General features: G+C 41.3%; 22 protein-coding genes. 14 read left to right on the top strand and 8 right to left on the bottom strand.

Going from position 1 to position 25,768, the window contains the following annotated elements:
• Positions 1-44: 44 nt before the first annotated feature.
• From metF to dtd, 10 genes are all read left to right on the top strand, one after another.
• Complete coding sequence (metF, locus tag QM867_RS07695) at positions 45-911, top strand: methylenetetrahydrofolate reductase [NAD(P)H] (RefSeq protein ID WP_414315484.1); 867 nt, start codon at positions 45-47, stop codon at positions 909-911.
• A 374-nt stretch (positions 912-1,285) separates the two neighbouring features.
• A complete protein-coding gene (pnp, locus tag QM867_RS07690) occupies positions 1,286-3,499 on the top strand; it encodes a polyribonucleotide nucleotidyltransferase (protein ID WP_414315483.1) in 2,214 nt (737 codons plus the stop codon).
• A 15-nt stretch (positions 3,500-3,514) separates the two neighbouring features.
• Positions 3,515-4,132 carry a serine O-acetyltransferase gene (gene cysE, locus QM867_RS07685; protein WP_414315482.1) on the top strand — a complete coding sequence of 206 codons (618 nt, stop codon included), beginning with the start codon at positions 3,515-3,517 and terminating at the stop codon, positions 4,130-4,132.
• A gap of 79 nt (positions 4,133-4,211) precedes the next feature.
• Entirely contained in the window at positions 4,212-4,973 is a 762-nt protein-coding gene (locus tag QM867_RS07680) for a nucleoside phosphorylase (protein ID WP_414315481.1), read from the top strand.
• A gap of 228 nt (positions 4,974-5,201) precedes the next feature.
• Entirely contained in the window at positions 5,202-6,545 is a 1,344-nt protein-coding gene (gene cysS, locus QM867_RS07675; RefSeq protein WP_414315496.1) for a cysteine--tRNA ligase, read from the top strand.
• Complete coding sequence (locus QM867_RS07670; RefSeq protein ID WP_414315480.1) at positions 6,538-6,924, top strand: Mini-ribonuclease 3; 387 nt, start codon at positions 6,538-6,540, stop codon at positions 6,922-6,924. Before cysS ends, QM867_RS07670 begins: the two co-directional genes overlap by 8 nt.
• A 3-nt stretch (positions 6,925-6,927) precedes the next feature.
• A complete protein-coding gene (locus tag QM867_RS07665) occupies positions 6,928-7,797 on the top strand; it encodes a helix-turn-helix domain-containing protein (RefSeq protein ID WP_414315479.1) in 870 nt (289 codons plus the stop codon).
• Between the two features lie 113 nt (positions 7,798-7,910).
• Entirely contained in the window at positions 7,911-9,041 is a 1,131-nt protein-coding gene (locus QM867_RS07660) for an ABC transporter ATP-binding protein (RefSeq protein WP_414315478.1), read from the top strand.
• 144 nt (positions 9,042-9,185) lie between these two features.
• A complete protein-coding gene (locus tag QM867_RS07655) occupies positions 9,186-11,402 on the top strand; it encodes a RelA/SpoT family protein (RefSeq protein WP_414315477.1) in 2,217 nt (738 codons plus the stop codon).
• A 29-nt stretch (positions 11,403-11,431) separates the two neighbouring features.
• On the top strand, positions 11,432-11,875 hold the full coding sequence (gene dtd / locus QM867_RS07650; protein ID WP_060955480.1) for a D-aminoacyl-tRNA deacylase: 444 nt from the start codon (positions 11,432-11,434) through the stop codon (positions 11,873-11,875).
• A 563-nt stretch (positions 11,876-12,438) separates the two neighbouring features.
• Here the strand turns inward: dtd and QM867_RS07645 are convergent.
• The 7 genes from QM867_RS07645 to QM867_RS07615 all read right to left on the bottom strand — a co-directional run bounded on the left by QM867_RS07645 (position 12,439) and on the right by QM867_RS07615 (position 17,686).
• Entirely contained in the window at positions 12,439-12,852 is a 414-nt protein-coding gene (locus tag QM867_RS07645; protein ID WP_049503995.1) for a hypothetical protein, read from the bottom strand.
• A 119-nt stretch (positions 12,853-12,971) separates the two neighbouring features.
• Complete coding sequence (locus QM867_RS07640; RefSeq protein WP_281334652.1) at positions 12,972-13,682, bottom strand: nicotinamide mononucleotide transporter; 711 nt, start codon at positions 13,680-13,682, stop codon at positions 12,972-12,974.
• Positions 13,683-13,800: 118 nt separating this feature from the next.
• Entirely contained in the window at positions 13,801-14,451 is a 651-nt protein-coding gene (locus QM867_RS07635) for a metal-dependent transcriptional regulator (RefSeq protein WP_281334651.1), read from the bottom strand.
• Between the two features lie 89 nt (positions 14,452-14,540).
• Entirely contained in the window at positions 14,541-15,035 is a 495-nt protein-coding gene (gene tpx / locus QM867_RS07630; protein WP_414315476.1) for a thiol peroxidase, read from the bottom strand.
• A 122-nt stretch (positions 15,036-15,157) separates the two neighbouring features.
• Positions 15,158-16,087, bottom strand: coding sequence for a metal ABC transporter substrate-binding lipoprotein/adhesin PsaA (psaA, locus tag QM867_RS07625; protein WP_000733076.1), 930 nt, complete (start codon positions 16,085-16,087; stop codon positions 15,158-15,160).
• Positions 16,088-16,118: 31 nt separating this feature from the next.
• Positions 16,119-16,967 carry a metal ABC transporter permease gene (locus tag QM867_RS07620; RefSeq protein WP_075231207.1) on the bottom strand — a complete coding sequence of 283 codons (849 nt, stop codon included), beginning with the start codon at positions 16,965-16,967 and terminating at the stop codon, positions 16,119-16,121.
• Positions 16,964-17,686: a metal ABC transporter ATP-binding protein gene (locus QM867_RS07615; protein ID WP_075231208.1), complete on the bottom strand. Its 723-nt coding sequence runs from the start codon at positions 17,684-17,686 to the stop codon at positions 16,964-16,966. The genes QM867_RS07620 and QM867_RS07615 overlap by 4 nt, the downstream gene beginning before the upstream one ends.
• Before the next feature lie 179 nt (positions 17,687-17,865).
• Between QM867_RS07615 and QM867_RS07610 the strand changes: the two genes are divergently transcribed.
• The 4 genes from QM867_RS07610 (at position 17,866) to QM867_RS07595 (ending at position 24,960) form a co-directional block, all read left to right on the top strand.
• A complete protein-coding gene (locus tag QM867_RS07610; protein WP_414315475.1) occupies positions 17,866-19,758 on the top strand; it encodes a M13 family metallopeptidase in 1,893 nt (630 codons plus the stop codon).
• An 87-nt stretch (positions 19,759-19,845) separates the two neighbouring features.
• Positions 19,846-20,610 carry a hypothetical protein gene (locus QM867_RS07605; RefSeq protein ID WP_414315474.1) on the top strand — a complete coding sequence of 255 codons (765 nt, stop codon included), beginning with the start codon at positions 19,846-19,848 and terminating at the stop codon, positions 20,608-20,610.
• Between the two features lie 247 nt (positions 20,611-20,857).
• A complete protein-coding gene (locus QM867_RS07600; protein WP_248035941.1) occupies positions 20,858-21,481 on the top strand; it encodes a recombinase family protein in 624 nt (207 codons plus the stop codon).
• 302 nt (positions 21,482-21,783) lie between these two features.
• Entirely contained in the window at positions 21,784-24,960 is a 3,177-nt protein-coding gene (locus QM867_RS07595; RefSeq protein WP_414315473.1) for an LPXTG cell wall anchor domain-containing protein, read from the top strand.
• Between the two features lie 148 nt (positions 24,961-25,108).
• On the opposite strand, the gene QM867_RS07590 is transcribed toward QM867_RS07595, so the two are convergent.
• Complete coding sequence (locus tag QM867_RS07590) at positions 25,109-25,738, bottom strand: MBL fold metallo-hydrolase (RefSeq protein ID WP_414315472.1); 630 nt, start codon at positions 25,736-25,738, stop codon at positions 25,109-25,111.
• Between the last annotated feature and the right edge of the window lie 30 nt (positions 25,739-25,768).

Genomic DNA, 25,768 nt, shown 5'->3' with positions numbered 1-25,768 from the left:
ACATGGTTGATCAGTAAGAAATCAACTAGAAAAGGTTCATACATATGTCACGTCAAACACCGTCCCTCTCATTTGAAGTTTTCCCTCCAAACCCAGCAGTAGGCAATGACAAAATTATTGCAGCCCTGAAAGATATGCAGGACTTGGCCCCACACTTCATCAGTGTGACTGCCAGCAATAATAAATTTAATATCAAAGAGACGACGGTTCGTTTGGCTGATTATATCCAAAATGACTTGGAGATTCCAACCATTGCTCACTTGCCAGCTATTTATCTGACTAAGGATAAGGTGGCTGAGACCATTGCAGATTTGGATAAGGTGGGAGTACAGAAAATCTTGGCCCTTCGTGGAGATATCATTCCAGGTGTTGAGCCACAGAAGGATTTCCGTTATGCGACAGACTTGATTGAGTTCATCAAGGAACAGGCTCCACACTTTGATATCATTGGTGCTTGTTATCCTGAAGGACACCCTGATTCGCCAAACCAAATCTCAGATATCCAAAATCTTAAGAAAAAAGTGGATGCAGGATGCTCTAGTCTAGTAACGCAACTCTTCTTTGACAATGAGCGTTTCTATGATTTCCAAGACAAGTGTACCTTGGCTGGAATTGATGTGCCTATTCATGCGGGTATCATGCCAATCCTCAACCGTAACCAAGCTCTTCGTCTTTTGAAGACTTGTGAGAATATCCATCTCCCACGTAAGTTTAAAGCCATCTTAGACAAGTATGAGAATGACCCTGAGTCACTCAGAGCAGCAGGACTTGCCTATGCCGTGGACCAAATAGTGGACTTGGTAACTCAGGACGTAGCAGGTGTACATCTCTACACTATGAACAATGCAGAAACTGCCCAATACATCCATCAAGCAACCCATGCCTTGTTCAATCACCAGTCTTTAGGATAATAAAAAGCAAACCATTCTTCTCAAGTGAGGGGAATGGTTCCTTTTTAATGGTACAGACCGCACTTTTTAAGAAAAATATGATAAAATAGACTCTGTACGTACTTGATACAAAGATGAGGGTATTAAAATAATACAATGCATTTAAACTGCAAGGCTTAGCATCAAATCTTTCTGATGACTAACGGTAGGAAAGAGCGACACGAGCGAGTCAAATCGATATTATTTGACGAGAGAGTTAGTAAAGCATTTAGCTAATCGCATGATAGCGATTAGCGTGAAAGGTTTAGATGCTTTAGTATCAAACCTTTCTAATGATTTGTATCTTGATCTTTGTAGGCAAGGCGTATAATTTTATCAATCCAAAGGGGATTAAAATGACAAAACATGTGTTTCAAACGACTTTTGCGGGTCGTGAGTTGATCGTAGAGACTGGTCAGGTTGCTAAGCAAGCAAATGGCTCTGTTGTCGTGCGTTATAGTGAGTCAACTGTCTTGACTGCTGCTGTTATGTCTAAGAAGATGGCAACTGGGGATTTCTTCCCGCTTCAAGTTAACTACGAAGAAAAAATGTATGCAGCTGGGAAGTTTCCTGGTGGCTTTATGAAACGTGAAGGACGCCCTTCAACTGATGCAACTTTGACAGCGCGTTTGATTGACCGTCCAATCCGTCCAATGTTTGCGGAAGGTTTCCGTAATGAAGTGCAAGTGATCAATACGGTTCTTTCTTACGATGAAAATGCATCTGCACCAATGGCAGCTATGTTTGGTTCATCATTGGCCTTGTCTATCTCAGATATTCCGTTTGACGGGCCAATCGCTGGGGTACAAGTAGGTTATGTTGATGGTCAAATCATCATCAACCCTACTCAAGAACAAGCAGAGCAATCGCTTCTTGAATTGACAGTAGCAGGTACTAAGCACGCTATCAATATGGTAGAGTCTGGTGCCAAAGAATTGTCAGAAGAAATCATGTTGGAAGCTCTTCTCAAAGGACATGAAGCTGTCAAAGAATTGATTGCCTTCCAGGAAGCAATCGTTGCGGCAGTTGGTAAAGAAAAAGCAGAAGTAGAATTGCTTCATGTGGATGCTGAATTGCAGGCTGAAATCATCGCAGCCTACAACAGCGACCTCCAAAAAGCAGTCCAAGTAGAAGAAAAATTGGCTCGTGAAGCTGCAACTCAAGCAGTTAAGGACCAAGTTACTGCCGTTTACGAAGAAAAATATGCGGATCACGAAGAATTTGACCGTATCATGCGTGATGTAGCTGAAATCTTGGAACAAATGGAACACGCAGAAGTACGCCGTTTGATCACAGAAGACAAGGTTCGTCCTGACGGCCGTAAGGTTGATGAAATCCGTCCTTTGGATGCGGTTGTTGATTTCCTTCCTCGCGTACATGGTTCTGGTCTCTTCACTCGTGGACAAACGCAAGCTCTTTCTATCTTGACTTTGGCGCCTATGGGTGAAACTCAAATCATCGATGGTTTGGATCCAGAGTACAAGAAACGCTTTATGCACCACTATAACTTCCCACAATACTCTGTTGGGGAAACTGGACGTTACGGTGCTCCAGGTCGCCGTGAAATTGGTCACGGTGCTCTTGGTGAGCGTGCTCTTGCTCAAGTATTGCCAAGCTTGGAAGAATTCCCATATGCGATTCGTTTGGTAGCAGAGGTTTTGGAATCAAATGGTTCTTCTTCTCAAGCCTCTATCTGTGCGGGAACACTTGCCCTTATGGCTGGTGGTGTGCCAATCAAGGCGCCAGTAGCTGGTATTGCTATGGGACTTATCTCAGATGGAAACAACTATACAGTATTGACAGATATCCAAGGTTTGGAAGACCACTTTGGAGACATGGACTTCAAGGTTGCAGGTACGCGTGACGGGATTACAGCCCTTCAAATGGATATCAAGATCCAAGGGATCACTGCAGAAATCTTGACTGAAGCTCTTGCCCAAGCCAAGAAAGCTCGTTTTGAAATCCTTGACGTCATCGAAGCTACTATTCCAGAAGTTCGTCCAGAATTGGCTCCAACTGCACCGAAAATTGATACCATCAAGATTGATGTGGATAAGATCAAGATTGTCATCGGTAAGGGTGGAGAAACCATCGATAAGATCATCGCTGAAACAGGCGTTAAGATTGACATCGATGAAGAAGGTAACGTATCTATCTACTCTAGCGACCAAGATGCCATTAACCGAACCAAAGAAATCATCGCTGGCTTGGTTCGTGAAGCGAAAGTGGATGAAGTTTACCATGCTAAGGTTGTTCGTATCGAGAAATTTGGTGCCTTTGTTAATCTCTTTGATAAGACAGATGCCCTTGTTCATATCTCTGAGATGGCTTGGACGCGTACCAATAATGTGGAAGACTTGGTAGCAATCGGGGATGAAGTTGATGTTAAGGTTATCAAGATTGATGAAAAAGGACGTGTGGATGCTTCTATGAAAGCCCTTCTTCCTCGTCCGCCAAAACCTGAACGTGATGAAAAAGGTGAAAAATCAGAGCGTCCTCACCGCCCACGTCACCACAAGGACCACAAACCTAAGAAAGAAACTACAGAAACACAAAAAGACTCAGAATAAGAAAAGGAGAATTGTATGGGATGGTGGCGTGAAACCATTGATATCGTAAAAGAAAATGATCCAGCGGCTCGCACCACTTTGGAGATTCTTTTGACCTATCCTGGTGTCAAAGCCTTGGCTGCCCACCGTCTCTCTCATTTTCTCTGGAAGAATGGCTTTAAGCTCTTAGCTCGTATGCATAGCCAGTTTTGGCGTTTTTGGACGCAGATTGAGATCCATCCTGGAGCTCAGATCGAATCAGGTGTCTTTATCGACCACGGTTCTGGCCTTGTGATTGGGGAGACGGCTATCGTTGAAAAAGGCGTTCTTCTCTATCATGGGGTAACTCTAGGTGGGACAGGGAAGGATGTTGGCAAACGCCATCCGACAGTACGTAAGGGAGCTCTCATATCTGCACATGCCCAAGTTATCGGGCCGGTAGAAATCGGTGAAAATGCCAAAGTCGGTGCTGCAGCAGTTGTTGTGGCAGATGTACCTAGCGATGTGACGGTTGTCGGTATTCCTGCTAAGATTGTTCGAGTGCATGGGCAAAAGGATGAACCAACCATTCATGAAGTTGAAGGAAAACGGGAATACTACGTCAATAAACTCGAGCAAGCGAGAGATGCTAGTCATAGATCGTCTGGGCTGTAACATTTGATTTCGTCCGTTTGAAAAGATTGGCTTTGTCAAACAAACTCAAGTGGTTTATCTGAATACGAAAGAGTAATAAATGCTATTAGAAGAATTTGAAAATGTACCTGCTATTATAGAGCCAACTGATCGAAGCCTTCTTAGTGGTGGAGAAATCTGTGATACCATTATCTTGTCTTTTAATGGAGAAATCCTTGAACGAGTAAAGCAGATAGACGGAGTTTATGAAGGTGGTTATCTCACCAACCTAAATGGTAAATTTCCATGGTATATCTATGAAGTAGATGGACTTAAACTTGCAGTTGCTATGGCTACTATTGGAGCTCCAATGGCTGTGGGTCTCTTGGAAGAACTCAAAGCGAGAGGCTTTAAAAACTTTATCGTTTTGGGTTCTTGCGGAGTTCTTGATCAGTCTATTCAAGCAGATAAGATCATCCTACCAAGCTCGGCTTTACGTGATGAGGGTACAAGTTACCATTACGCTCCTGCAAGTGATGAGATAGCTTATGACGAAAATTTGCTCTTAACCATGGAGAACGCTTTGAACAAATCTGGAATTGAGCACATTCGGACCAAGGCTTGGACGACAGATGCCTTCTATCGTGAAACAGCTGCAAAGGTAAAACGAAGACTAGCAGCAGGAGCGACAGTTGTAGATATGGAAGCTTCGGCTATCATGGCCTGGGCCCGATATCGACAAGCCAAGGTTTATCAGTTTTTCTACACGGCTGATTATGTTGATCATCACAAGCATGAATGGGATTCCAGACGTGGAGAAAGAAAAGCAGATGCTATGACTTTCTTTGAGATAGCCCTAGTTATTGCGCAAGAGTTAGTTTAGACTAGTCTTTACGATAAATTCGAAACAAGAAAGGAAGGGAGCCTAACGGAAAACATAGCAATAAAACTTCCGTAGAGACTCCCTTCATCTTTTTACTGTATTCTTCTTTTATGTTTAGAAAGGAGCAAGGAAATCCGATTTGTGACAGGCAATCGGACTAAAATTTAGTTGAACAGTTAGTTATGAAAATATCTGTTTATGATTTTTAGCTTTCCTGACTATTATTTTATGATTAAAATTTACGACACCATGACCCGCAGCTTGCGGAATTTTGTGCCTATTACCGAAAAGACGGTCAAGATGTATGTCTGTGGGCCAACTGTATACAATTATATCCACGTGGGGAATGCCCGTTCGACAGTAGCCTTCGATACCATTCGTCGCTACTTTGAGTACCGTGGTTATGAGGTCGCCTATATTTCCAACTTTACCGATGTAGATGACAAGATTATTAACCGCGCCAAGGAAGAAGGCATCACACCTCAGGAAGTAGCGGACAAGTACATTGCTGCCTTTCGTGAGGACGTGACGGCTTTGGGGGTGAAACCTGCTACTCGTCATCCTCGTGTAGTCGAATTTATGGCTGATATCATCCGCTTTGTTGCTGATTTGATTGAAAAAGGCTATGCATATGAGAGTCAAGGGGATGTTTACTTCCGTGTGGAAAAATCTCATAACTATGCTAAGTTAGCTAATAAAACACTAGAAGACTTGGAACTAGGTGCTTCAGGTCGTACCGATGAAGAAACGGCTCGTAAGGAAAATCCTGTAGACTTTGCTCTTTGGAAATCTGCTAAACCAGGTGAGATTTCTTGGGACAGTCCTTGGGGACCTGGACGTCCAGGCTGGCATATCGAATGTTCGGTCATGTCAACGGAGATTTTGGGTGATACCATCGATATTCACGGTGGTGGAGCTGACCTTGAGTTTCCTCACCATACCAACGAAATTGCCCAGTCTGAAGCTAAAACAGGCAAGACCTTTGCCAACTACTGGATGCACAATGGTTTTGTCAATATCGACAATGTCAAGATGTCTAAGTCTTTGGGTAACTTCATTACGGTACACGATGCCCTCGAAACGATCGACGGTCAAGTATTGCGTTTCTTCTTTGCGACTCAGCACTACCGTAAGCCTATCAATTTTACGGAAAAAGCAGTGCGTGATGCTGAGACCAATCTCAAGTATCTGAAGAACACTTATGAACAACCATTTACTGGAACTGTAGATGCGGGGGAGTTGCTAGCTTTTAAAGATAAGTTCGTGGCTGCCATGGATGAGGATTTTAATACGGCTAATGGAATCACAGTTGTCTTTGAAATGGCGAAATGGATTAACTCAGGAAACTATGATGCAGCTGTCAAGGAAGCTCTTGCGGCCATGTTGGAAGTCTTTGGTATTGCCTTTGTCGAGGAAGTTTTGGATGAAGAGATTGAAGCCTTGATCCAAAAACGCCAAGAAGCGCGTGCAAATAAAGACTTTGCAACAGCTGACCAAATTCGTGACCAACTAGCTGCACAAGGGATTAAGCTACTTGATACCAAGGATGGAGTGAGGTGGACACGTGATTGATGTCAATCTCATTAACGGGATTGCTCTAGCCTTTGAAGGAGATGCGGTTTACTCTATGTATATTCGTCGCCATCTCATTCTCAAAGGCATGACCAAACCCAATAAACTTCACCAAGAGGCAACCAAGTATGTGTCGGCCAAGGCTCAGGCACACTTGATTTCCCTCATGCTGGAAGAAGAAGTCCTAACGGAAAAAGAGGAAGAAATCTATAAACGTGGTCGTAATACCAATAGTCATACTAAGGCAAAGAACGCAGATGTAGTGACCTACCGTATGTCCACAGGTTTTGAAGCAGTCATGGGCTATCTCCATATGACAGACAATGTGGAGCGATTAGAAGCTTTGATCTCTTGGTGCATCCAAAAAGTGGAGGAATAGCACATGATTGCAAAAGAACTACTGGATTGGTTTCCTGATGGTAAAATCTTAGATCAGCCAGTTGATAAAGAGGGTTATCTAAGTCTACCTCTGTCAAATTATCAGTGGCTTTTGCTGGAGGAAGCTAGTCTTAGCGAGCGTGAAAAACAACTGGTAGCTCTCTTAACCAAACAGGAACAAACCATTTCCCTCAATCCTTGGTATACTTATCTGATCGAAGGTAAGGGACAGGCACCGCAAAACTTTAAAAAGTTGCAACTTATCTATTGTCACCTATCCTATTTTCAAAAAGAAAATCTATCTTCTTGGCTAGAAATGATGCGGACTCTTTTTCCAAACTTCCTGACTATGATTCAGGTGGGAGCCAAGGATTACATTTTTGTTCTTCAACAGGACAAGTACTCTTCAGTTCGTTCTATCCTTACAGATACTATCGAAGCTGTAGAATATGACTTTGGCGTTCGTCTATCGATCATGCTGGGACAGGTCTGGACTCAGAATGCCCACCAAACCTTAGCGGACTTGATTAAGGCAGAGCGTGAGCTCTTTAAGACTTGGTGGCGTCAAGGTCATCAAGGAGTTCATACTTTTTCTCAACTTTATCTTTGGAGTTTGGGAGAAAGACAGGTTGATCTTAGAATTATAAAGGATTTTCTTCGCCAGCAGATTCTAGATCAAGATCAGATTCAGGAAATTATTTTGTCTCTTTGGGACAATAGTGCGGTTCTGACAAAAACAGCCCAGCAGTTGTATTTGCACCGTAATTCTCTCCAATACAAGATTGATAAATGGGCTGAACTGACAGGCTTAGAATTAAAAGATTTGACAGATTTGACCCTCTGTTATCAACTGATCTTACCAGATATCTTATAAAGTTTTGTGCAAGTTGCACAGAACTTTTTTTGTTTTTTGGTCAACTTGCCATAGATTAGTTAAGCGTTTTCATCTATAATAAAACTATCAAATGACAAAAGGAGTTCTCCACAATGGTAGAATTAAATCTTAAAAATATTTACAAAAAATATCCAAACAGCGAACACTATTCAGTTGAAGATTTCAACTTGAACATCAAAGACAAAGAGTTCATCGTTTTCGTAGGACCTTCAGGATGTGGTAAATCAACTACCCTCCGTATGATTGCTGGTCTTGAAGACATCACAGAAGGTACTGCATCTATCGATGGCGTGGTTGTCAACGACGTAGCTCCAAAAGACCGTGACATCGCCATGGTATTCCAAAACTACGCTCTTTACCCACACATGACTGTTTATGACAACATGGCTTTCGGTTTGAAATTGCGTAAATACAGCAAGGAAGACATCGACAAACGTGTACAAGAAGCAGCTGAAATCCTTGGATTGAAAGAATTCTTGGAACGTAAACCTGCTGACCTTTCTGGTGGTCAACGTCAACGTGTTGCCATGGGGCGTGCGATCGTCCGTGACGCAAAAGTATTCTTGATGGACGAGCCTTTGTCAAACTTGGATGCGAAACTTCGTGTATCAATGCGTGCTGAAATCGCTAAAATCCACCGTCGTATCGGAGCTACAACTATCTACGTAACTCACGACCAAACAGAAGCGATGACGCTTGCAGACCGTATCGTTATCATGTCAGCTACTAAGAACCCTGCTGGAACAGGTACTATCGGACGTGTTGAACAAATCGGTACTCCTCAAGAAGTTTACAAAAACCCAGTTAACAAATTCGTAGCAGGATTTATCGGAAGCCCAGCTATGAACTTCATCAACGTTAAATTGAACGGTGACCACATCGCTGCTGACGGCTTTAACTTGAAAGTTCCAGAAGGTGCTTTGAAAGTTCTTCGTGAAAAAGGCTACGAAGGTAAAGAATTGATCTTCGGTATCCGTCCAGAAGATGTGAATGCAGAACCTGCTTTCCTTGAAACATTCCCAGAATCAGTTGTGAAAGCAACGATCTCTGTATCAGAATTGCTAGGTTCAGAATCTCACCTATACTGCCAAGTTGGTAAAGATGAATTCGTTGCTAAGGTTGACGCACGTGACTACTTGCAAGCTGGTGCAACAGTTGAACTTGGATTTGACTTGAACAAAGCTCACTTCTTCGACGTAGAAACTGAAAGAACAGTTTACTAAGATAGATTTTAAATGTGTTAGCACTGCTAGAGTTTTCTAGTAGTGCTTTTTTGCTAAGATAAGCAAACTCTTACAGAAGAGGATTTTCTAGTTTTCATATCCTCAAAAAAGTGTTAAAATGGTAGGAAGAATTGGAGAGTATGCATGCCCAAAGAAGTAATTTATTCAGGCGATGAAGTCGTCGCTTTAACGCAAAAATATTTATCGAAAGAAGATGTGGCTTTTGTCCATAAGGCCTTGGTTTATGCTGTTGAATGCCATAGTGGCCAGTATCGTAAATCAGGTGAGCCCTACATTATTCATCCTATTCAGGTCGCAGGTATTTTGGCTAAGCTCAAGCTAGACGCTGTCACTGTTGCCTGTGGTTTTTTGCATGACGTGGTTGAAGATACGGAAACGACCTTGGATGACTTAGAGCGTGAGTTTGGTCATGATGTTCGAGTGATTGTGGACGGTGTTACCAAACTTGGTAAGGTTGAGTACAAGTCTATCGAAGAGCAGCTGGCTGAAAACCACCGCAAGATGCTCATGGCTATGTCAGAGGATATCCGTGTTATCTTGGTCAAACTGTCTGACCGATTGCATAACATGAGAACCCTTAATCACCTTCGTAAAGATAAGCAGGAACGAATTTCCAGAGAAACCATGGAAATCTATGCTCCGCTTGCCCATCGTTTGGGGATTTCAAGTGTTAAGTGGGAACTAGAAGACCTATCCTTCCGTTATTTAAATCCGACTGAGTTTTACAAGATTAGTCACATGATGAAGGAAAAACGTCAAGAACGTGAAGCCTTGGTAGATGAGGTTGTGACAAAACTTGAGGAATATTCATCAGAACGCCACCTTACAGGAAAAATCTATGGTCGTCCCAAGCATATCTATTCGATTTATCGTAAGATGCAGGACAAGAAGAAACGCTTTGAAGAGATCTACGACCTGATTGCCATTCGTTGTATCCTAGATACTCAGAGTGATGTCTATGCTATGTTGGGATATGTCCATGAGCTTTGGAAACCAATGCCTGGACGCTTTAAGGACTACATTGCCAACCGTAAGGCCAATGGTTACCAGTCCATCCATACAACTGTTTATGGACCAAAGGGACCTATTGAGTTCCAGATTCGAACCAAGGAAATGCATGAGGTTGCTGAGTACGGGGTTGCTGCTCACTGGGCTTATAAAAAAGGTATTAAGGGGCAGGTTAATGGCAAGGAATCTGCTATCGGTATGAACTGGATCAAGGAGATGATGGAGCTTCAAGACCAGTCCGATGATGCCAAGGATTTCGTAGAGACGGTTAAAGAGAATTACCTAGCAGAAGAAATCTACGTCTTTACTCCAGATGGGGCGGTTCGTTCACTTCCAAAAGATTCAGGTCCGATTGACTTTGCCTATGAAATTCATACAAAGATTGGGGAAAAAGCGACTGGAGCCAAGGTTAATGGTCGTATGGTTCCCTTGACGACCAAGTTAAAAACGGGTGACCAGGTTGAAATCATCACCAATCCAAATTCATTTGGACCAAGTCGTGACTGGCTCAATATGGTCAAGACCAGCAAGGCACGCAATAAAATTCGTCAGTTCTTTAAAAACCAAGACAAAGAATTGTCCATCAATAAAGGTCGTGAATTGCTGATTAATCAGCTCCAAGAAAACGGCTATGTGGCTAATAAATTTATGGACAAACGTCACATGGATGAAGTCCTTCAAAAAACCAGCTACAAGACAGAAGAAGCGCTATTTGCGGCTATTGGTTTTGGAGAAATCGGAGCCATCACTGTCTTTAACCGTTTGACGGAGAAGGAACGTCGTGAAGAAGAACGTGCCAAGGCTAAGGCAGAGGCTGAAGAATTGGTTAAGGGTGGCGAAGTCAAAGTAGAGAACAAGGACACGCTTAAGGTTAAGCATGAGGGTGGAGTAGTCATCCAAGGTGCTTCTGGGCTCTTGATCCGGATTGCCAAATGTTGTAACCCTGTTCCAGGTGATGATATCGTTGGTTATATTACCAAAGGTCGTGGTGTTGCCATCCACCGTGTAGACTGTATGAACCTTCGTTCACAGGAAAACTACGAACAACGTCTACTCGATGTTGAATGGGAAGACCAATTCTCAAGCAAGGAATATATGGCGCATATTGACATCTACGGACTCAACCGTTCTGGTCTTTTGAATGATATCTTGCAAGTCCTATCCAATACAACTAAGAATATCTCAACGGTTAACGCCCAGCCAACCAAGGATATGAAATTTGCTAATATCCATGTATCTTTTGGAATTTCAAATCTTTCAACGTTGACTACGGTAGTTGATAAGATCAAGAGTGTACCAGAAGTCTATTCAGTTAAACGAACAAATGGCTAAATTGGTTGAGATAGTCAGAAAGGATTTCTATGAGAATTATCGTTCAGCGCGTCAAGGAAGCTCAGGTCTCAATTGAAGGGCAGGTTCATGGTCAAATCAAGCAGGGGCTCTTGCTCTTAGTGGGTGTTGGACCTGAGGATCAGCAAGAGGATTTGGAGTATGCAGTCAGAAAACTTGTCAATATGCGAATTTTCTCAGATGCTGAAGGCAAGATGAATCTGTCTGTTAAGGATATCCAAGGCCAAATCCTCTCCATCTCTCAGTTTACTTTGTTTGCAGATACCAAAAAGGGAAATCGTCCAGCCTTTACAGGCGCTGCTAAACCGGATATGGCGGAAGCTTTCTATCAAGAATTTAACCAAGAACTAGCCAAGGAAGTTCCTGTTGAGACAGGAGTCTTTGGAGCAGATATGCAGGTGGAACTAGTCAATGATGGCCCAGTAACCATCATCCTTGACACCAAAAATAGATAAAAAAAACCAAGCTCGTGGGCTTGGTTTTTCTTATCTATCACAAAATATTCCAAAATGAAATGGGTTCTTGATAGGCTTCGGGGAAGTCTCTTTTCAGGCTTTGGCAGGTGCGATAGGAAGGGATGAGATATCCTATGATGAGGAGACTTCCCTGAAGGAAAAGTGGGATACCACTTAAAAACAGCAAGGAGAGAATTATCAGGTTATCCCATAGGAGGATTTGTAAGGCAAAACGCCAGAATCTCGGTCTAATCTGGGAATAGAGTTGACTAAAGTGGTCACAAAGTTGGTTGGAAAGATAGGTAAACAGCACAGGGTGAAAGAAGATGAGCCAACCGCTATAAATCAAAATCCAATCCCAGGTAATACTCTTCGAAAATCAAATTCAAACCACGTCAGCTTCACCTTGCCGTACTCAAGTAAGCTTCCTAGTTTGCTCTTTGATTTTCATTGAGTATAAGTCCCTCTTTAAATGTCAAAAATGCCAGCATGATTCCATCGATGATGAGGAGTTGAATGGTTTTGATGTAGATGATTTTTTTCATGATAAAACCTTTTTTTCCTTAGAGACACTCCCACAAAGAGATATGTTTGTCATAAAAGTCTGGATAGTTTTCTCTTAGGTGGCTAGCCGTTATATAATAAAAAGTAGAATGACAGGAAGTAAAGACTGGAGTAAGAGAGTAAAAATGTTGAGGGCCAGTGATGGCTAAAAAGACAAATAATAGTAGGTCAGTGGAGAGAATCTCTAAGTAGTAAAGGCGAATTTTTTTGTTCATCTGAGGATAAATCTCAGAGAAATGTTTTTTGAGTCGATTGACCAAGCGAAATAGCAGTAGTCCTTGAGCAAGGATGAAAATGAAGCAAAAAATCAGGCCTCTCTCCAAAGAAAGTTCGTATCGAGGTCTGAAAGTTACCAACAGTAGCAAATCGCTGACTACGATGGCTGTAAAATGGATTCTAAAGAGATTTTTCATAAGATGACCTCCCTCTTTTATCTAGCTTCATTCTACTCCAAAAGAATGGGAGTTACAAGTAAAATGATAAAAAATTTTAGTAAGGAGATTCTGTTAGATTTCTTTATTTGATTTCCCTCTTATTGTTCCACTTCTTCATCATTCCAGACAAATAAAGCTCCAATTGCATTGAGGATATAAAAGATGTATTTACCGATATTGGCGAAATTTCCTTGAATGCCAGCCTTTGTCAGCTGAACGAAATTGTAAATCAACCAAAATCCCCACTGAGTTGTCAGTTTCAATGCGTTCAAAGCATTGGCAATGAGGGACAGTGCGAAGGCAATAGTTGTTACGTAAGCAAGGAGATTCATCTTGCCCCCATAGCCGATATAGTTGGTCACAAAGGCAAAGAGGAAGGCGATGATTGAAATGATGATGGCAGCTAATTTTAGCTGTTTTTGGTTCATTTGGTTGGGTCTGCCTTCTTGCGAAACTTCCCATTTCTTAATAGCAAAGGTATAAATGAGGAAGGTGACGGGATAGGTGATAATGGCTGCCTTATTTCCAAGGATATAATCAATAGTACCAGACAAAATCGTATTGACTATGCCAAAGTAATTTCCCCATTTGCTTAATTTTCCCGTGAAACGAGTGGACAACATGGAAATCCCAACGTTGGTTACGGAAATCAATCCAAAGGGCACAAGAGCAGTCCATGGGCCCCAGTCTACGAATTTATCGAGACGGGAGTTGAGGTAACCAGATGTGATCGCAATTCCAACGACCAGAGCAACCCCAAAGAGGTCAAACCATTTGGATGTCGCAAAAATTTTTAGTGATTTTTTCATAGGTTAAAATATCTTTCTTTTTTTTACAAACATTCTACAACAAAACGATAGTAACATCAAATGCTAGAAATAAAACCCTGAAAATTAAGCTTTCAGGGTTGGTAGGGGACTTGAGAAATTAGTTCAGTTTTTCAACATAGAGTTGTTTGGCGATTTCGAGGCTGACTTGAAGTTCTTCATGGTTGTGAATCAGAGTAAAGGTATTAGAGAAGCCATCGAACTGCTTGACTTGGAGTTGTTCTCCAATATGGATGGTATGTTTTTCCAAATATTGGAGAAGTTCAAAGCTATCATGAACTCTTGTCAAAAGATAGGTTCCAGCTGCCTTGATATCAGAGAGTGGTAGGTTATTAACCTCAACTAGAAGCTCACCCTTGGCAGGAATGGTTCCACCATGGGGACAGGTCTTTGGAAAGCCTAACATACTTTCCAGTCGCTCCACAAAAAGGTCTGAAACTGTATGCTCTAATACCTCAGCCTCATCGTGAATTTGATTGCTGGTATAGTCTAGATGGTGAACCAGAAAAACCTCAATGAGTCTGTGCTTTCGGTAAAGGTCAGATACAAGTTTTAAGCCAATATCCGTTAGTATATAGCCATTTTCTTTATTTTTTAATATAAGATTTTCGGATTGCATGCGCTTGATCATCTCAGTTACCGCAGGAGGTGATACCTGCATCCGAGCAGCAATTTCCTTATTGGTAATCTTAGGAACTTCCATGCCAATCTCATAAATACATTTTAAGTAATCTTCTTTATTTGGTGTCATTCGCATTTCCTTGTTTATTATCTCCATCTAGTATACCAAAAAAAGCTAGATTTCTCTAGCTTTCTGTCTTGTTATAAGTGGGCTTTCTTTTAGTCAAGCGACTTTGCTGCTTCAATGGCTGCTTCAAAGTTTGGTTCGGAATTGATATTATCAACATACTCAACATAACGGATAATATTGTCAGTATCGAGAACAAAGACCGCGCGTGCCAATAGGTGCCATTCATTGATTAAGAGGGCGTAATCACGTCCAAAGGAATGGTCGAAATAGTCTGAGAGCATGATGGCATTTTCAATACCTTCAGCACCGCACCAACGTTTTTGAGCAAAAGGAAGGTCCATAGAAACAGTCAAGACGACTGTGTTGTCCAAGCTAGCCAATTCTTGGTTAAAGCGACGAGTCTGAAGTGAGCAGATACCAGTGTCGATAGAAGGAATGACACTCAAAATCTTTTTCTTACCTTCAAAGTCAGCCAGTGATTTTTTAGAAAGGTCAGTTGTTGTTAGAGAAAAGTCAAGAGCCTTGTCTCCTACTTGCAGTTGTTTTCCCGTAAAAGTAACAGGGTTTCCAAGGAATGTAGTCATAAGCTACTCCAATCTTTTTTATTTCATTTTAGCTGAAACGGTCAGAATTTTCCAATGATTTGACTGAAAATATGGGCATAGAAAAAACGCCAGCTCACGTGAGAATGACGTTTTTCAGAGGATTATTTTGCCAAACCTTCAGCAATCTTGTCAAGGTTGTATTTCATCATGTTGTAGTAGCTATCGCCTTCTTTACCTTGTTCTGCGATAGAGTCAGTAAAGATTTGAGCGTAGATTGGGATGTTTGTGTCTTGTGAAACGGTCTTCATTGGACGGTCATCCACACTTGATTCTACAAAGAGGGAAGGAGTTTTTGTTTGGCGAAGTTTTTCAACCAAGGTCTTGATTTGGTCAGGAGTTCCTTCTTCTTCAGTATTGATTTCCCAGATATAGGCACTTGGGACACCGTAGGCTTTAGAGAAGTATTTGAAACATCCTTCGCTGGTTACGATCAATTTTTTCTCAGCAGGGATGTTGTTAAATTTCTCTTTAGCTTCCTTGTCAAGTTTGTCTAGCTTATCAGTATATTCTTTGAGATTTTTTTCGTAGAATTCCTTGTTGCTAGGGTCTTTAGCGCTCAATTGTTTTGCGATGTTTTTAGCAAAGATCATACCGTTTTCAAGGTTAAGCCAAGCGTGTGGATCTTCTTTGCCTTTTTCGTTTTGACCTTCAAGGTAGATAACATCAACGCCTTCGCTGACTGCAAAGTAGTCTTTGTTTTCAGTTTTCTTAGCATTTTCTACCAATTTTGTAAACCAAGCATTGCCACCAGTTTCAAGGTTGATACCGTTGTAGAAAATCAAATCAGCTTGAGAAGTTTTCTTGACATCTTCAGGAAGTGGTTCGTATTCGTGTGGGTCTTGACCAACAGGAACGATACTGTGAAGATCAATCTTATCACCAGCAATATTTTTAGTAATATCAGCGATGATTGAGTTTGTAGCAACAACTTTTAGTTTTTGACCAGAAGCTGCATCTTTTTTTCCGCTAGCACATGCTACAAGAGCAATGACAGAAAGAAAGAGAACGAGTAATGTACCTAATTTTTTCATTAGATCCTCCAATTTAGTGGGGTTCTGCCCCTTATTTTAACAAATGTTTATTTTTCAGTTTCAAATATCGTTGTTTTGGAGCGATAAAGAAGCTAATAAGAAAGAAACTAGCGGCTGTAAGCACGATACTAGAACCTGCCGCAACGTTAAAGCTATAGCCGATAAAGAGTCCCAAAACTGAAGCAGTCGCTCCAAAGGTTGAGGAAAGGAAAATCATACTTTTCAGGCTATTAGCATAGAGATAAGCAGTTGCTGCTGGGGTAATCAGCATGGCTACAATCAGGATAGTTCCGACACTTTGCATAGCTGTCACAGACACGAGAGTTAGGAGTACCATGAGTAAGTAGTGATAGAAATTGACAGGCATTCCCATGGCCTTAGCCAAGAGTTCATCAAAGGAAGTGATCAAGAGTTGCTTGAAGAAAATCCAGATTAACAAGAGAATGGCTACCCCTACACCCATAGTAATAAACATATCCGTATCTTGGACGGCTAGGATATTACCAAAAAGGATATGGAAAAGGTCAGTTGAACTTTTAGCGACACTAATCAAGATGATACCGAGGGCTAAGAAAGAAGAAAAGGTAATGCCGATGGCGGTATCGCTTTTGATAATCGAGTTCCCCTTGATGTAGGTAATGATGATGGCAGCTAGCAATCCAAAGACAATGGCTCCGATAAAGAAGTCAAGGCCCAAGATGAAGGAGAGGGCTACACCTGGCAAGACAGCATGTGAAATGGCATCTCCCATGAGTGACATCCCGCGTAGAATGATGAAACATCCCACAGCTCCAGCTACGACCCCGACGACAATAGCTGTTATCAAGGCATTTTGTAGGAAATGGAATTTTTGCAATCCATCGATAAATTCTGCAATCATAGGTCACCTCCATTGAAAAAGAGTCGATTACCGTAAGCTTCTTTTAGATTGGCTTCGGTAAAAGTTTCTTTGGTCGGACCAAAGGCAATCACTTCTCGATTGACAAGCAAGACTTGATCGAAGTAGTGGGGAACCTTGCTGAGGTCGTGGTGGACGATGAGAACCGTCTTCCCAGCTTTTTTCAGATCTCTCAGCGTATTCATGATGATTTCCTCACTGACTGAGTCAATCCCAACAAAGGGTTCATCCAAGAGGATATAGTCGGCTTCCTGCACCAAACATCTGGCAATCAAGACCCGCTGGAATTGACCTCCAGACAGTTGACTGATTTGCCGTTCAGCGTAGTCAGCTAGGTCGACGATTTCAAGGGCCTCTTGCACTTTCTTCCAATGTTTAGCATTTAAACTTCGAAAGAGAGGAATAGAGGGAAATAGTCCTAACGAGACGCATTCCTTGACCTTGATGGGAAAGTTGTAGTCGATATTGATTTTTTGTTCGACATAGGCGATTCGATGTAAGGATTTTTTAACTTCCTTGTCATCGAGAAATGCCTGACCTTGATGTGGGATAATTCCCAGCATACCTTTTAATAAGGTTGATTTTCCAGCACCGTTTGGACCAATAATTCCGGTAATAGTTGGTCCTTGGAGCACTAGTGAAATATCCTTCAGTGCCAACGTTTCTTTGTAGGAGACACTGAGGTTTTCGATACGTATCATACAGTTATATTCCTCCTATCTTTTAATATACATTAAAATAAAAATTAAGTCAAGTTAATTTTTGTAAATATTTAAAATATTAACTAGAAAACAATCAGGAGAAGACGGTATTTTTAATTGCATTCCCCAGGGATTTTTGCTAAGCTAGGAATAAGTGAAAATAGGAAAGCGAGAACAAGATGACACGTTATCAAGATGATTTTTATGATGCTATAAATGGTGAATGGGAAAAGACTGCCGTTATTCCAGCCGATAAATCGAGAACAGGTGGTTTTATCGACCTTGACGAAGAAATCGAAGAGTTGATGCTAACGACAACCGACAAATGGTTGGCAGGTGAAGATGTGCCAGAAGATGCTATCTTGGCAAACTTTGTTAAGTACCATAGTATGGTCAGAGATTTTGAAAAACGAGAAGCTGATGGAATTGAGCCAGTCCTTCCTTTGCTTAAGGAATACCAAGATTTGGAAAGTTTTGCGGATTTCGCAAGTAAACTAGCTGCATTTGAATTAGCTGGTAAACCAAACTTCCTTCCATTTGGAGTATCACCAGACTTTATGGATGCTAGAACCAATGTTCTTTGGGCTAGTGCTCCAGGAACAATCTTGCCTGACACAACCTACTATGCGGAGGACCATCCACAGCGTGAGGAATTGTTGAACCTTTGGAAAGAAAGTACTTCTAATCTCCTCAAAGCCTATAACTTCTCAGATGAAGAAATCGAAGATCTTTTAGAGAAACGATTGGAATTGGACCGCCGTATCGCAGCTGTCGTACTTTCAAACGAAGAGAGTTCAGAGTATGCCAAACTTTACCATCCGTATTCTTATGAAGATTTCAAAAAGTTTGCCCCTGCACTTCCTTTAGATGACTTTTTCCAAGCTGTTCTTGGTCAAGTTCCTGATAAGGTCATTGTAGATGAAGAGCGTTTCTGGCAAGCAGCAGAGCAATTCTATAGTGAAGAAACTTGGCCTTTACTCAAGGCAACTTTGATCTTGAGTGTGGTTAATCTTTCAACTAGCTATCTAACAGATGAGATTCGTATCTTGTCAGGTGCCTACGGACGAGCTCTTTCAGGAGTTCCAGAGGCTCAAGACAAACGTAAGGCAGCTTACCATTTAGCTCAAGGACCATTCAAACAAGCCCTCGGCCTTTGGTATGCCCACGAAAAATTCTCTCCAGAAGCTAAAGCTGATGTGGAGAAAAAAGTTGCGACCATGATTGACGTTTATAAGGAACGTTTAGCTAAAAATGACTGGCTAACTCCTGAAACACGAGAAAAAGCTATCGTCAAACTCAATGTCATCAAGCCTTATATCGGTTATCCAGAGGAGCTACCAGCCCGCTACAAGGATAAGGTTGTAGATGAATCTGCTAGCCTCTTTGAGAATGCCCTAGCCTTTGCGCGTGTGGAAATCAAGCACAGTTGGAGCAAGTGGAATCAGCCAGTTGACTACAAGGAGTGGGGCATGCCTGCTCATATGGTCAATGCCTACTACAATCCACAAAAGAACTTGATTGTCTTCCCAGCTGCTATCTTACAGGCACCTTTCTATGACTTACATCAGTCATCTTCTGCCAACTACGGTGGGATCGGTGCAGTCATTGCACACGAAATCTCTCACGCTTTTGATACCAATGGAGCTTCCTTTGATGAAAATGGTAGCCTTAAGGACTGGTGGACAGAGAGCGACTATGCAGCCTTTAAAGAGAAAACGCAGAAGGTTATCGACCAGTTTGATGGTCAAGAATCTTACGGCGCAACTATTAACGGTAAATTAACTGTATCAGAAAACGTTGCCGACCTAGGAGGAATTGCTGCTGCCCTTGAAGCTGCTAAGAGAGAACCAGACTTCTCAGCTGAAGAATTCTTCCATAACTTTGCGCGTATCTGGCGTATGAAAGGCCGTCCAGAGTTGATGAAACTCATGGCAAGTGTCGACGTGCACGCACCAGCTAAACTCCGTGTCAATGTCCAAGTGCCAAACTTTGATGACTTCTTTACGACCTATGATGTCAAAGAAGGCGACGGCATGTGGCGTTCACCAGAAGACCGTGTGATTATTTGGTAAAATGATTTCTCAACCAAGTATAACTTGGAGTTAATGACTCATGCTTGAAGTTTATCCATCTGAAAATGCAATGCTATCGAGGTTAATATGAAGAAATATTTAATGATGCTTTCAGCTATTCTTTCAATTTCAGTTTTGGCATCTTGTGGTCTCAATAAAAATAGGAGCAATACAGAACCTTCATCTGCACTATCATCTGTTTCCAAAGACGATAAGACTAGTTCATCAACAGGAGAAAAGACTGAAAATACAAGCGACTCGTCAACCAAGGCGTCACAATCGACTGTTGAAAAGAAGAAGGAAACTGGACACGATGTATACACAGAAGTGATTGAACGTTATAATCACTTTACAGACCTTTTAAAGCAAGGTAATAGAGAAGATTTATACCAGGAAAATAAACAACACAAGATTGCTTCAGAAGAATATAGCCTGATTTTCTCTCGAATGGATTATCAAAATGCACCAGACTTTAAATATGCCCTTCTTGATTTGAATAAGGATGGGCAAGATGAGTTACTTATTGGCGATGAAAAATTTGTTTCAGCCATTTATTATTTAGAAAATCAAAAGCCTAACTTACTTCACACAGCTTATGTAGCTTCTGTGGGAGGTTTTCGCTCAGGATTTGTCATTTACGAAAATGGTCAAGTCTCTTATGCAGACTGGCAGTCAACTCGTCCAGAAATGAACCTTTCTCTATATTCGTTCGATAAAAATGGAGTAGAGAAAGTTAAAGAAGCGACTCTTCAAATTGGTGTCAATGAGAAAGCAGAGCAAGTTTTAGATATCTCTTCTGAAAAGCTTGATTTGGCTAACATCGATTGGAAAGAATTGAATCCAGCTAATTAGTTTTGAATTATTTTTCTAGTCAATGTTGATTCTACCGAGCAAGGATTGCTCTAGAAATAGAAACTAAAAAAACAAGGATGATGACCTGCTCCCCTACAGTTTCTAGTGAATTTTATTTTTTCGCTGTCCATTATAAGGGGAGCATATCATTTAGTGTGTAGTTCATAGAGATTATGAAATTGAGGTCTTTTCTCATTCTGAAATCCATAGTAAAATATCCTTCTGTATCAAAAACAGGAGGATTTTTATGTTTCAGACCACCATCAATATAGGCTATGCTCGCGTTTCTACCCACAAGCAAGACCTAGGCTTGGAGGTGCAAATGGAGGCTCTCAAGCACTGCGACCAGCTCTTTATCGAACGTGAATCTGGTTCAAACAATGCACGTCCAGAACTCGAAAAAGCCTTAAAATTGGCTTCGGACCTTTCGCAGGATGGTAAGCAGGTCATTTTCACTATCTATAAGTTAGATCGCCTGACTCGCTCCATGTTTAAATTGCTAGAACTGATCGAACGATTTAATGCTTCGGATATTCAGCTAGTCAGTTTGCATGAAAAACTGGAAACCGACTCGCTCATCGGTAGGTTACTTTGCGTCATTTTGGGATTTGTGGCAGAAAGTGAACTGGAAAATCTGCGATTTCGAACCCGTGAAGGACTTCGTAAAGCCAAGGAAAATGGTGTCAAACTAGGTGCCAAGCGAATGTCAAGAGATAAGGAAGAGAGAATTATTGAGCTGTATTTGGCAGGGGAATCAAGCATCAGAACAATAGCAAAAACAGAACGAATTTCGACCTCAACCATCTATAAAGTGTTGGAACGAAACAAGGTGGCTATCAATCGTAAAAATGTTTCGCAAAATTCTTGCTAAAAATAAGATAAAATGCTACAATGATGGCGTAAATATGTTTCGATTAACGACCGTTAAACGATACACTTAAAAAACAAAAAAATACAAATCCAACACAGGCTCAAATCCTTGTTAAATTCGTATTTTCTGAAATATTCACATTGTTATTTTGAATGTTTCGCAAAACGGTCGTTATGTGATACACCAAAACCCTTGTCGCTCAAGTGGTTGAGGTTTTCTTCGAAACACTAATATCAAAAAAATTAGGATTTTGTAGTATTTACACACCTTCAAAAGTAATCTACATTCCTAAGGAGGAAATTATGAAAACAAATAAACTTGTTAAACTCAGTATTGCAACCTTTGCGGTTGCGGTGTTGGGTGTAGTGCCAGCTTTTACAGCTCAAGCAGACACACATGTGGCAGAACAGCCAAATACAGCTCAGGCAGATACACATGTGGCAGAACAGCCAAATACAGCTTCAAAACCAGTAGAAAATGGCAAACCAAGTGATTCAGAAAAACCAGAGGTTAAACCGGTTGAAGAAGTGAAACCTGAAGCTAAGTCAACAGCAAACGCAGCCGAGACTCAGCCATCTGATGCCCCAAGGGAAGATGCAACCTTAAAAGAAGAAAAACATCTTCCTATCCGATATGTAATCGAACTAGATTTTCATGATATAAGGACTGGGGAGAAAGTAGAACCTACTAAAACGTTGACAGGAACTGTTAACGTTGGTGAAGATTTAACAATTGCAGCTCCAACATTTGAAGGCTATAGGCTTCAAAGAGCTTACCCCAAAATACTGAATATTAGTTATGATAACCTGAATGATATTTCTAGATCGAAAGATGAGAGATTTATTCTTACCAAAGAGGGCGATACAATCGTGGCACATTGTCAGCTTGAATATGAGACACTTCCGCTAGAGAAGCCTAATAGGAGCGAACGGACTCTTCATATTAGCTTTAGCTATACTGGAACTCCTAAACTTTGGCCCGATGGTACACTCCCACTTCATCGCAAGGCTCATTCCATTGATGATGGAAAACGAAATATAACAGTTACTATTAAGCCAGGTGAGAGTTTTACTTTACCTAAGGGTGATATAGATGGCTATATTTTGGAAGAGATAACGGATGTTAGACACGAAGAGGGAAGATGGGGAGCAACTACTGGTAATTCTTATAAACCTGGAGAAACTGTACCTTACGAGAAATTCAACTTTTATCCTGGTGTTGTTGACGGTGTAGAAAGTGATCATATTTCAGTTAATTATTTTTATTATCGACCAGCGGGCTATATTGGATATGAAAAACCATCTCAACCTACGGAGAAACCAGCACCAAAAGCTGACGAAAATCAAGAGCCCATCAAATATCGTATCGATTATTTCGATGCAGATACGGGAGAGAGGCTATCTCGAGAAATTGGAGTTTTAAACCCTGGTGAAACTATCAATATCCATAAAAATATTGATGGCTATGAGGTAGTTACGAATCGTCGTTGGATGTCTGGTTATAATGTGGACTACCGGTTAATGGATAGATATTTTGGGTCTTCGTCTGGATATCGATATATGTTTCTAGAATATAAGAAGGTAAATGCGGATGCCAAGCCTTCAGAGACTCCGAAACCAGAAGTAAAACCGGAAACGAAGCCTTCTGAGACACCAAAACCAGAAGTTAAACCAGAACCAACGCCAAAAGCTGACGAAAAACAAGAGCCCATCAACTATCTTATCGAATATTTCGATGCAGAAACGGGAGAGGAGATATCTCGAGAATATGGAGTATTAAATTCTGGTGAAACTGTTAATATCCATAAAAATATCGATGGCTATGAGGTAGTTTCGAATGATAGCTGGATGCCTGGATATAATGTGGACTACAGGATAATGAGTAGATATTTTGGTGGTCAAACGTTTGAACGTTACATGTTTCTAGATTATAAGAAGGTAAAGGCGGATGCCAAGCCTTCAGAAACACCAAAACCAGCGCCAAAAGATGAAGAAAAGCAGGAGCCCCTCAAATACCGTATCGATTATTTCGATGCAGATACGGGAGAGAGGATATCTCGAGAAATTGGAGTTTTAAACCCAGGAGAGACCATCAATATTTATAAAGATATTGAGGGCTATGAGGTAGTTTCGTATGCTAGCTGGATGCCTGGTTATAAAGTGGACTACCGGATAATGAATACATATTTTGGTGGTACTTTGGATGACAATTACATGTATCTAAAGTATAAGAAGGTAAACGCGGATGCCAAGCCTTCAGAGACTCCGAAACCAGAAGTAAAACCGGAAACTAAACCTTCAGAAACACCAAAACCAGAAGTTAAGCCGGAAACTAAGCCTTCAGAGACTCCGAAACCAGAAGTTAAGCCGGAAACTAAACCATCAGAGACTCCGAAACCAGAAGTTAAGCCGGAAACTAAACCTTCTGAGACACCGAAACCAGAAGTTAAGCCGGAAACTAAGCCTTCAGAGACTCCGAAACCAGAAGTTAAGCCGGAAACTAAACCATCAGAGACTCCGAAACCAGAAGTTAAGCCGGAAACTAAACCTTCAGATACTTCAAAACCAGAAGTAAAACCTGAAACTAAACCATCAGAGACTCCGAAACCAGAAGTTAAGCCGGAAACTAAACCTTCTGATACTTCAAAACCAGAGGTAAAACCGGCACCTAAGCCTTCAGATACTTCAAAACCAGAAGTTAAGCCGGAAACTAAACCTTCTGATACTTCAAAACCAGAAGTAAAACCGGAAACTAAACCTTCAGAGACACCAAAACCAGAAGTAAAACCGGCACCTAAGCCTTCAGAGACACCAAAACCAGTTACACCAGCTGTTCCAGATCAACCACAATCTGCTAAACCAGAGAAACCAGTAACTCCAAGCACTAGCCGAATCCTTGCGAATGAAATTGGAAGTGTTCAAGTACGTGCTTCAGAGGAAACACTCAAAAACGTCAGCTACATCAAGGTAGAAGAAACTAAGTCAAATTCACTTACGGCGAAAAACTACAAGGCCTACGATATTCGTCTATACGACGCCAATGGTAAGGCTGTCCAGCCAAATGGCATGGTTCTAGTGAGCCTTTCTGCAGAAAAGCCAGTTGAAAATGTCTACTATGTTTCTCCAGATGGCGCTTTGCAAGCATTAGACTTCAAGCAAGATGCGGATAAGGTAACTTTCGAAACCAATCACTTTAGTATCTATGCTATGACTTTTAAAAATATGTCAGTAAATCACAATGGCGGTAGTATCCAAACGCCAGTTGCAGGTAGTGAAAACCCAACAATCCCTACGCAAAACAGCAATGGTGCAGATGGAACACAACCACAATCCAAACCATTGAAAACTAAGGGAGAAGGTGGAGAGAAAACAAGAAAAACTTTACCAAATACTGGTGAAAATAGCTCAATTCTCACTACACTATTTGGAGTATTGACTCTAAATGCTGGATTGTTTAGCTATCGCAAGAAAGAAAAATAATCACAACCTATAATTTATCCATCAATTATTTGAGGAAAAATTTAGAAAATCTTTTCATGATAAAACGCATATTATCAAGGTTTCTCAACACCTGATAATATGCGTTTTTCTGATTTTAAAGACTTTTTGATCAGCCTCTTTTCTCTTGCTAGAAAAATGGATTGAAAGTTTTTTCGTGGGCAATAGTCGTAGCTGGACCATGGCCAGGATAGACATCGTAGTTCGGGAGAGTAAAGAGCTGGGTTTGGATACTATGAAGGAGTTGTTCCATGCTACCTGTAGGTAGGTCTGTTCGTCCAATAGTTTCTCGGAAGAGAGCATCACCCGTTAAGACCAAGTGCCCATCTGGAAAAACAAATGAAACTCCTCCGATAGAGTGGCCTGGAGTTGGTAATACAGTGAAGCGGAACTCCTCAATCTGGTATTCTTCATGAAAGACAAAGGTATGTTCAGCTGGTTTACATACGACATCTGCCATATCGTCGTGTCGAGGAAGACCAGAAAGATTATCAACAGGAGTATAGAGCCAAGATGCTTCACTTTCTGCCACATAAACTGGAGGATTTCCATAAGTATCTCTGACCAAGTCAAGACTCATAATATGGTCGTAGTGAGTGTGGGTCAGAAGAATGGCACAGACCGGTTTATTGATGGTTTCGATAGTCTTGCGAATGGCCTCCCAATGGCTACCAGGATCGACTACAATCAGGTGTTGCTCCCCTTCAAGATAATAAGTGTTTTCATAGGCGACAGGATTCACAGTTTTATGGATTTTCATAGGATTTCCTCTTTCAAAGATTTACAGTTT

The sequence above is a fragment of the Streptococcus infantis genome, from assembly GCF_047463635.1.
Lineage (GTDB): Bacteria > Bacillota > Bacilli > Lactobacillales > Streptococcaceae > Streptococcus > Streptococcus infantis_W.
Note: the sequence above shows the minus strand (reverse complement) of the source record. Positions and strands in the feature narration are given on the sequence as shown.

Bases quoted from the DNA above. Each gene is read 5' to 3' on its own strand.
- metF (WP_414315484.1), top strand. From the start codon at position 45: ATGTCACGTCAAACACCGTCCCTCTCATTTGAAGTTTTCCCTCCAAAC.
- pnp (WP_414315483.1), top strand. From the start codon at position 1,286: ATGACAAAACATGTGTTTCAAACGACTTTTGCGGGTCGTGAGTTGATC.
- cysE (WP_414315482.1), top strand. From the start codon at position 3,515: ATGGGATGGTGGCGTGAAACCATTGATATCGTAAAAGAAAATGATCCA.
- QM867_RS07680 (WP_414315481.1), top strand. From the start codon at position 4,212: ATGCTATTAGAAGAATTTGAAAATGTACCTGCTATTATAGAGCCAACT.
- cysS (WP_414315496.1), top strand. From the start codon at position 5,202: ATGATTAAAATTTACGACACCATGACCCGCAGCTTGCGGAATTTTGTG.
- QM867_RS07665 (WP_414315479.1), top strand. From the start codon at position 6,928: ATGATTGCAAAAGAACTACTGGATTGGTTTCCTGATGGTAAAATCTTA.
- QM867_RS07660 (WP_414315478.1), top strand. From the start codon at position 7,911: ATGGTAGAATTAAATCTTAAAAATATTTACAAAAAATATCCAAACAGC.
- QM867_RS07655 (WP_414315477.1), top strand. From the start codon at position 9,186: ATGCCCAAAGAAGTAATTTATTCAGGCGATGAAGTCGTCGCTTTAACG.
- dtd (WP_060955480.1), top strand. From the start codon at position 11,432: ATGAGAATTATCGTTCAGCGCGTCAAGGAAGCTCAGGTCTCAATTGAA.
- QM867_RS07645 (WP_049503995.1), bottom strand. From the start codon at position 12,852: ATGAAAAATCTCTTTAGAATCCATTTTACAGCCATCGTAGTCAGCGAT.
- QM867_RS07640 (WP_281334652.1), bottom strand. From the start codon at position 13,682: ATGAAAAAATCACTAAAAATTTTTGCGACATCCAAATGGTTTGACCTC.
- QM867_RS07635 (WP_281334651.1), bottom strand. From the start codon at position 14,451: ATGACACCAAATAAAGAAGATTACTTAAAATGTATTTATGAGATTGGC.
- tpx (WP_414315476.1), bottom strand. From the start codon at position 15,035: ATGACTACATTCCTTGGAAACCCTGTTACTTTTACGGGAAAACAACTG.
- psaA (WP_000733076.1), bottom strand. From the start codon at position 16,087: ATGAAAAAATTAGGTACATTACTCGTTCTCTTTCTTTCTGTCATTGCT.
- QM867_RS07620 (WP_075231207.1), bottom strand. From the start codon at position 16,967: ATGATTGCAGAATTTATCGATGGATTGCAAAAATTCCATTTCCTACAA.
- QM867_RS07615 (WP_075231208.1), bottom strand. From the start codon at position 17,686: ATGATACGTATCGAAAACCTCAGTGTCTCCTACAAAGAAACGTTGGCA.
- QM867_RS07610 (WP_414315475.1), top strand. From the start codon at position 17,866: ATGACACGTTATCAAGATGATTTTTATGATGCTATAAATGGTGAATGG.
- QM867_RS07605 (WP_414315474.1), top strand. From the start codon at position 19,846: ATGAAGAAATATTTAATGATGCTTTCAGCTATTCTTTCAATTTCAGTT.
- QM867_RS07600 (WP_248035941.1), top strand. From the start codon at position 20,858: ATGTTTCAGACCACCATCAATATAGGCTATGCTCGCGTTTCTACCCAC.
- QM867_RS07595 (WP_414315473.1), top strand. From the start codon at position 21,784: ATGAAAACAAATAAACTTGTTAAACTCAGTATTGCAACCTTTGCGGTT.
- QM867_RS07590 (WP_414315472.1), bottom strand. From the start codon at position 25,738: ATGAAAATCCATAAAACTGTGAATCCTGTCGCCTATGAAAACACTTAT.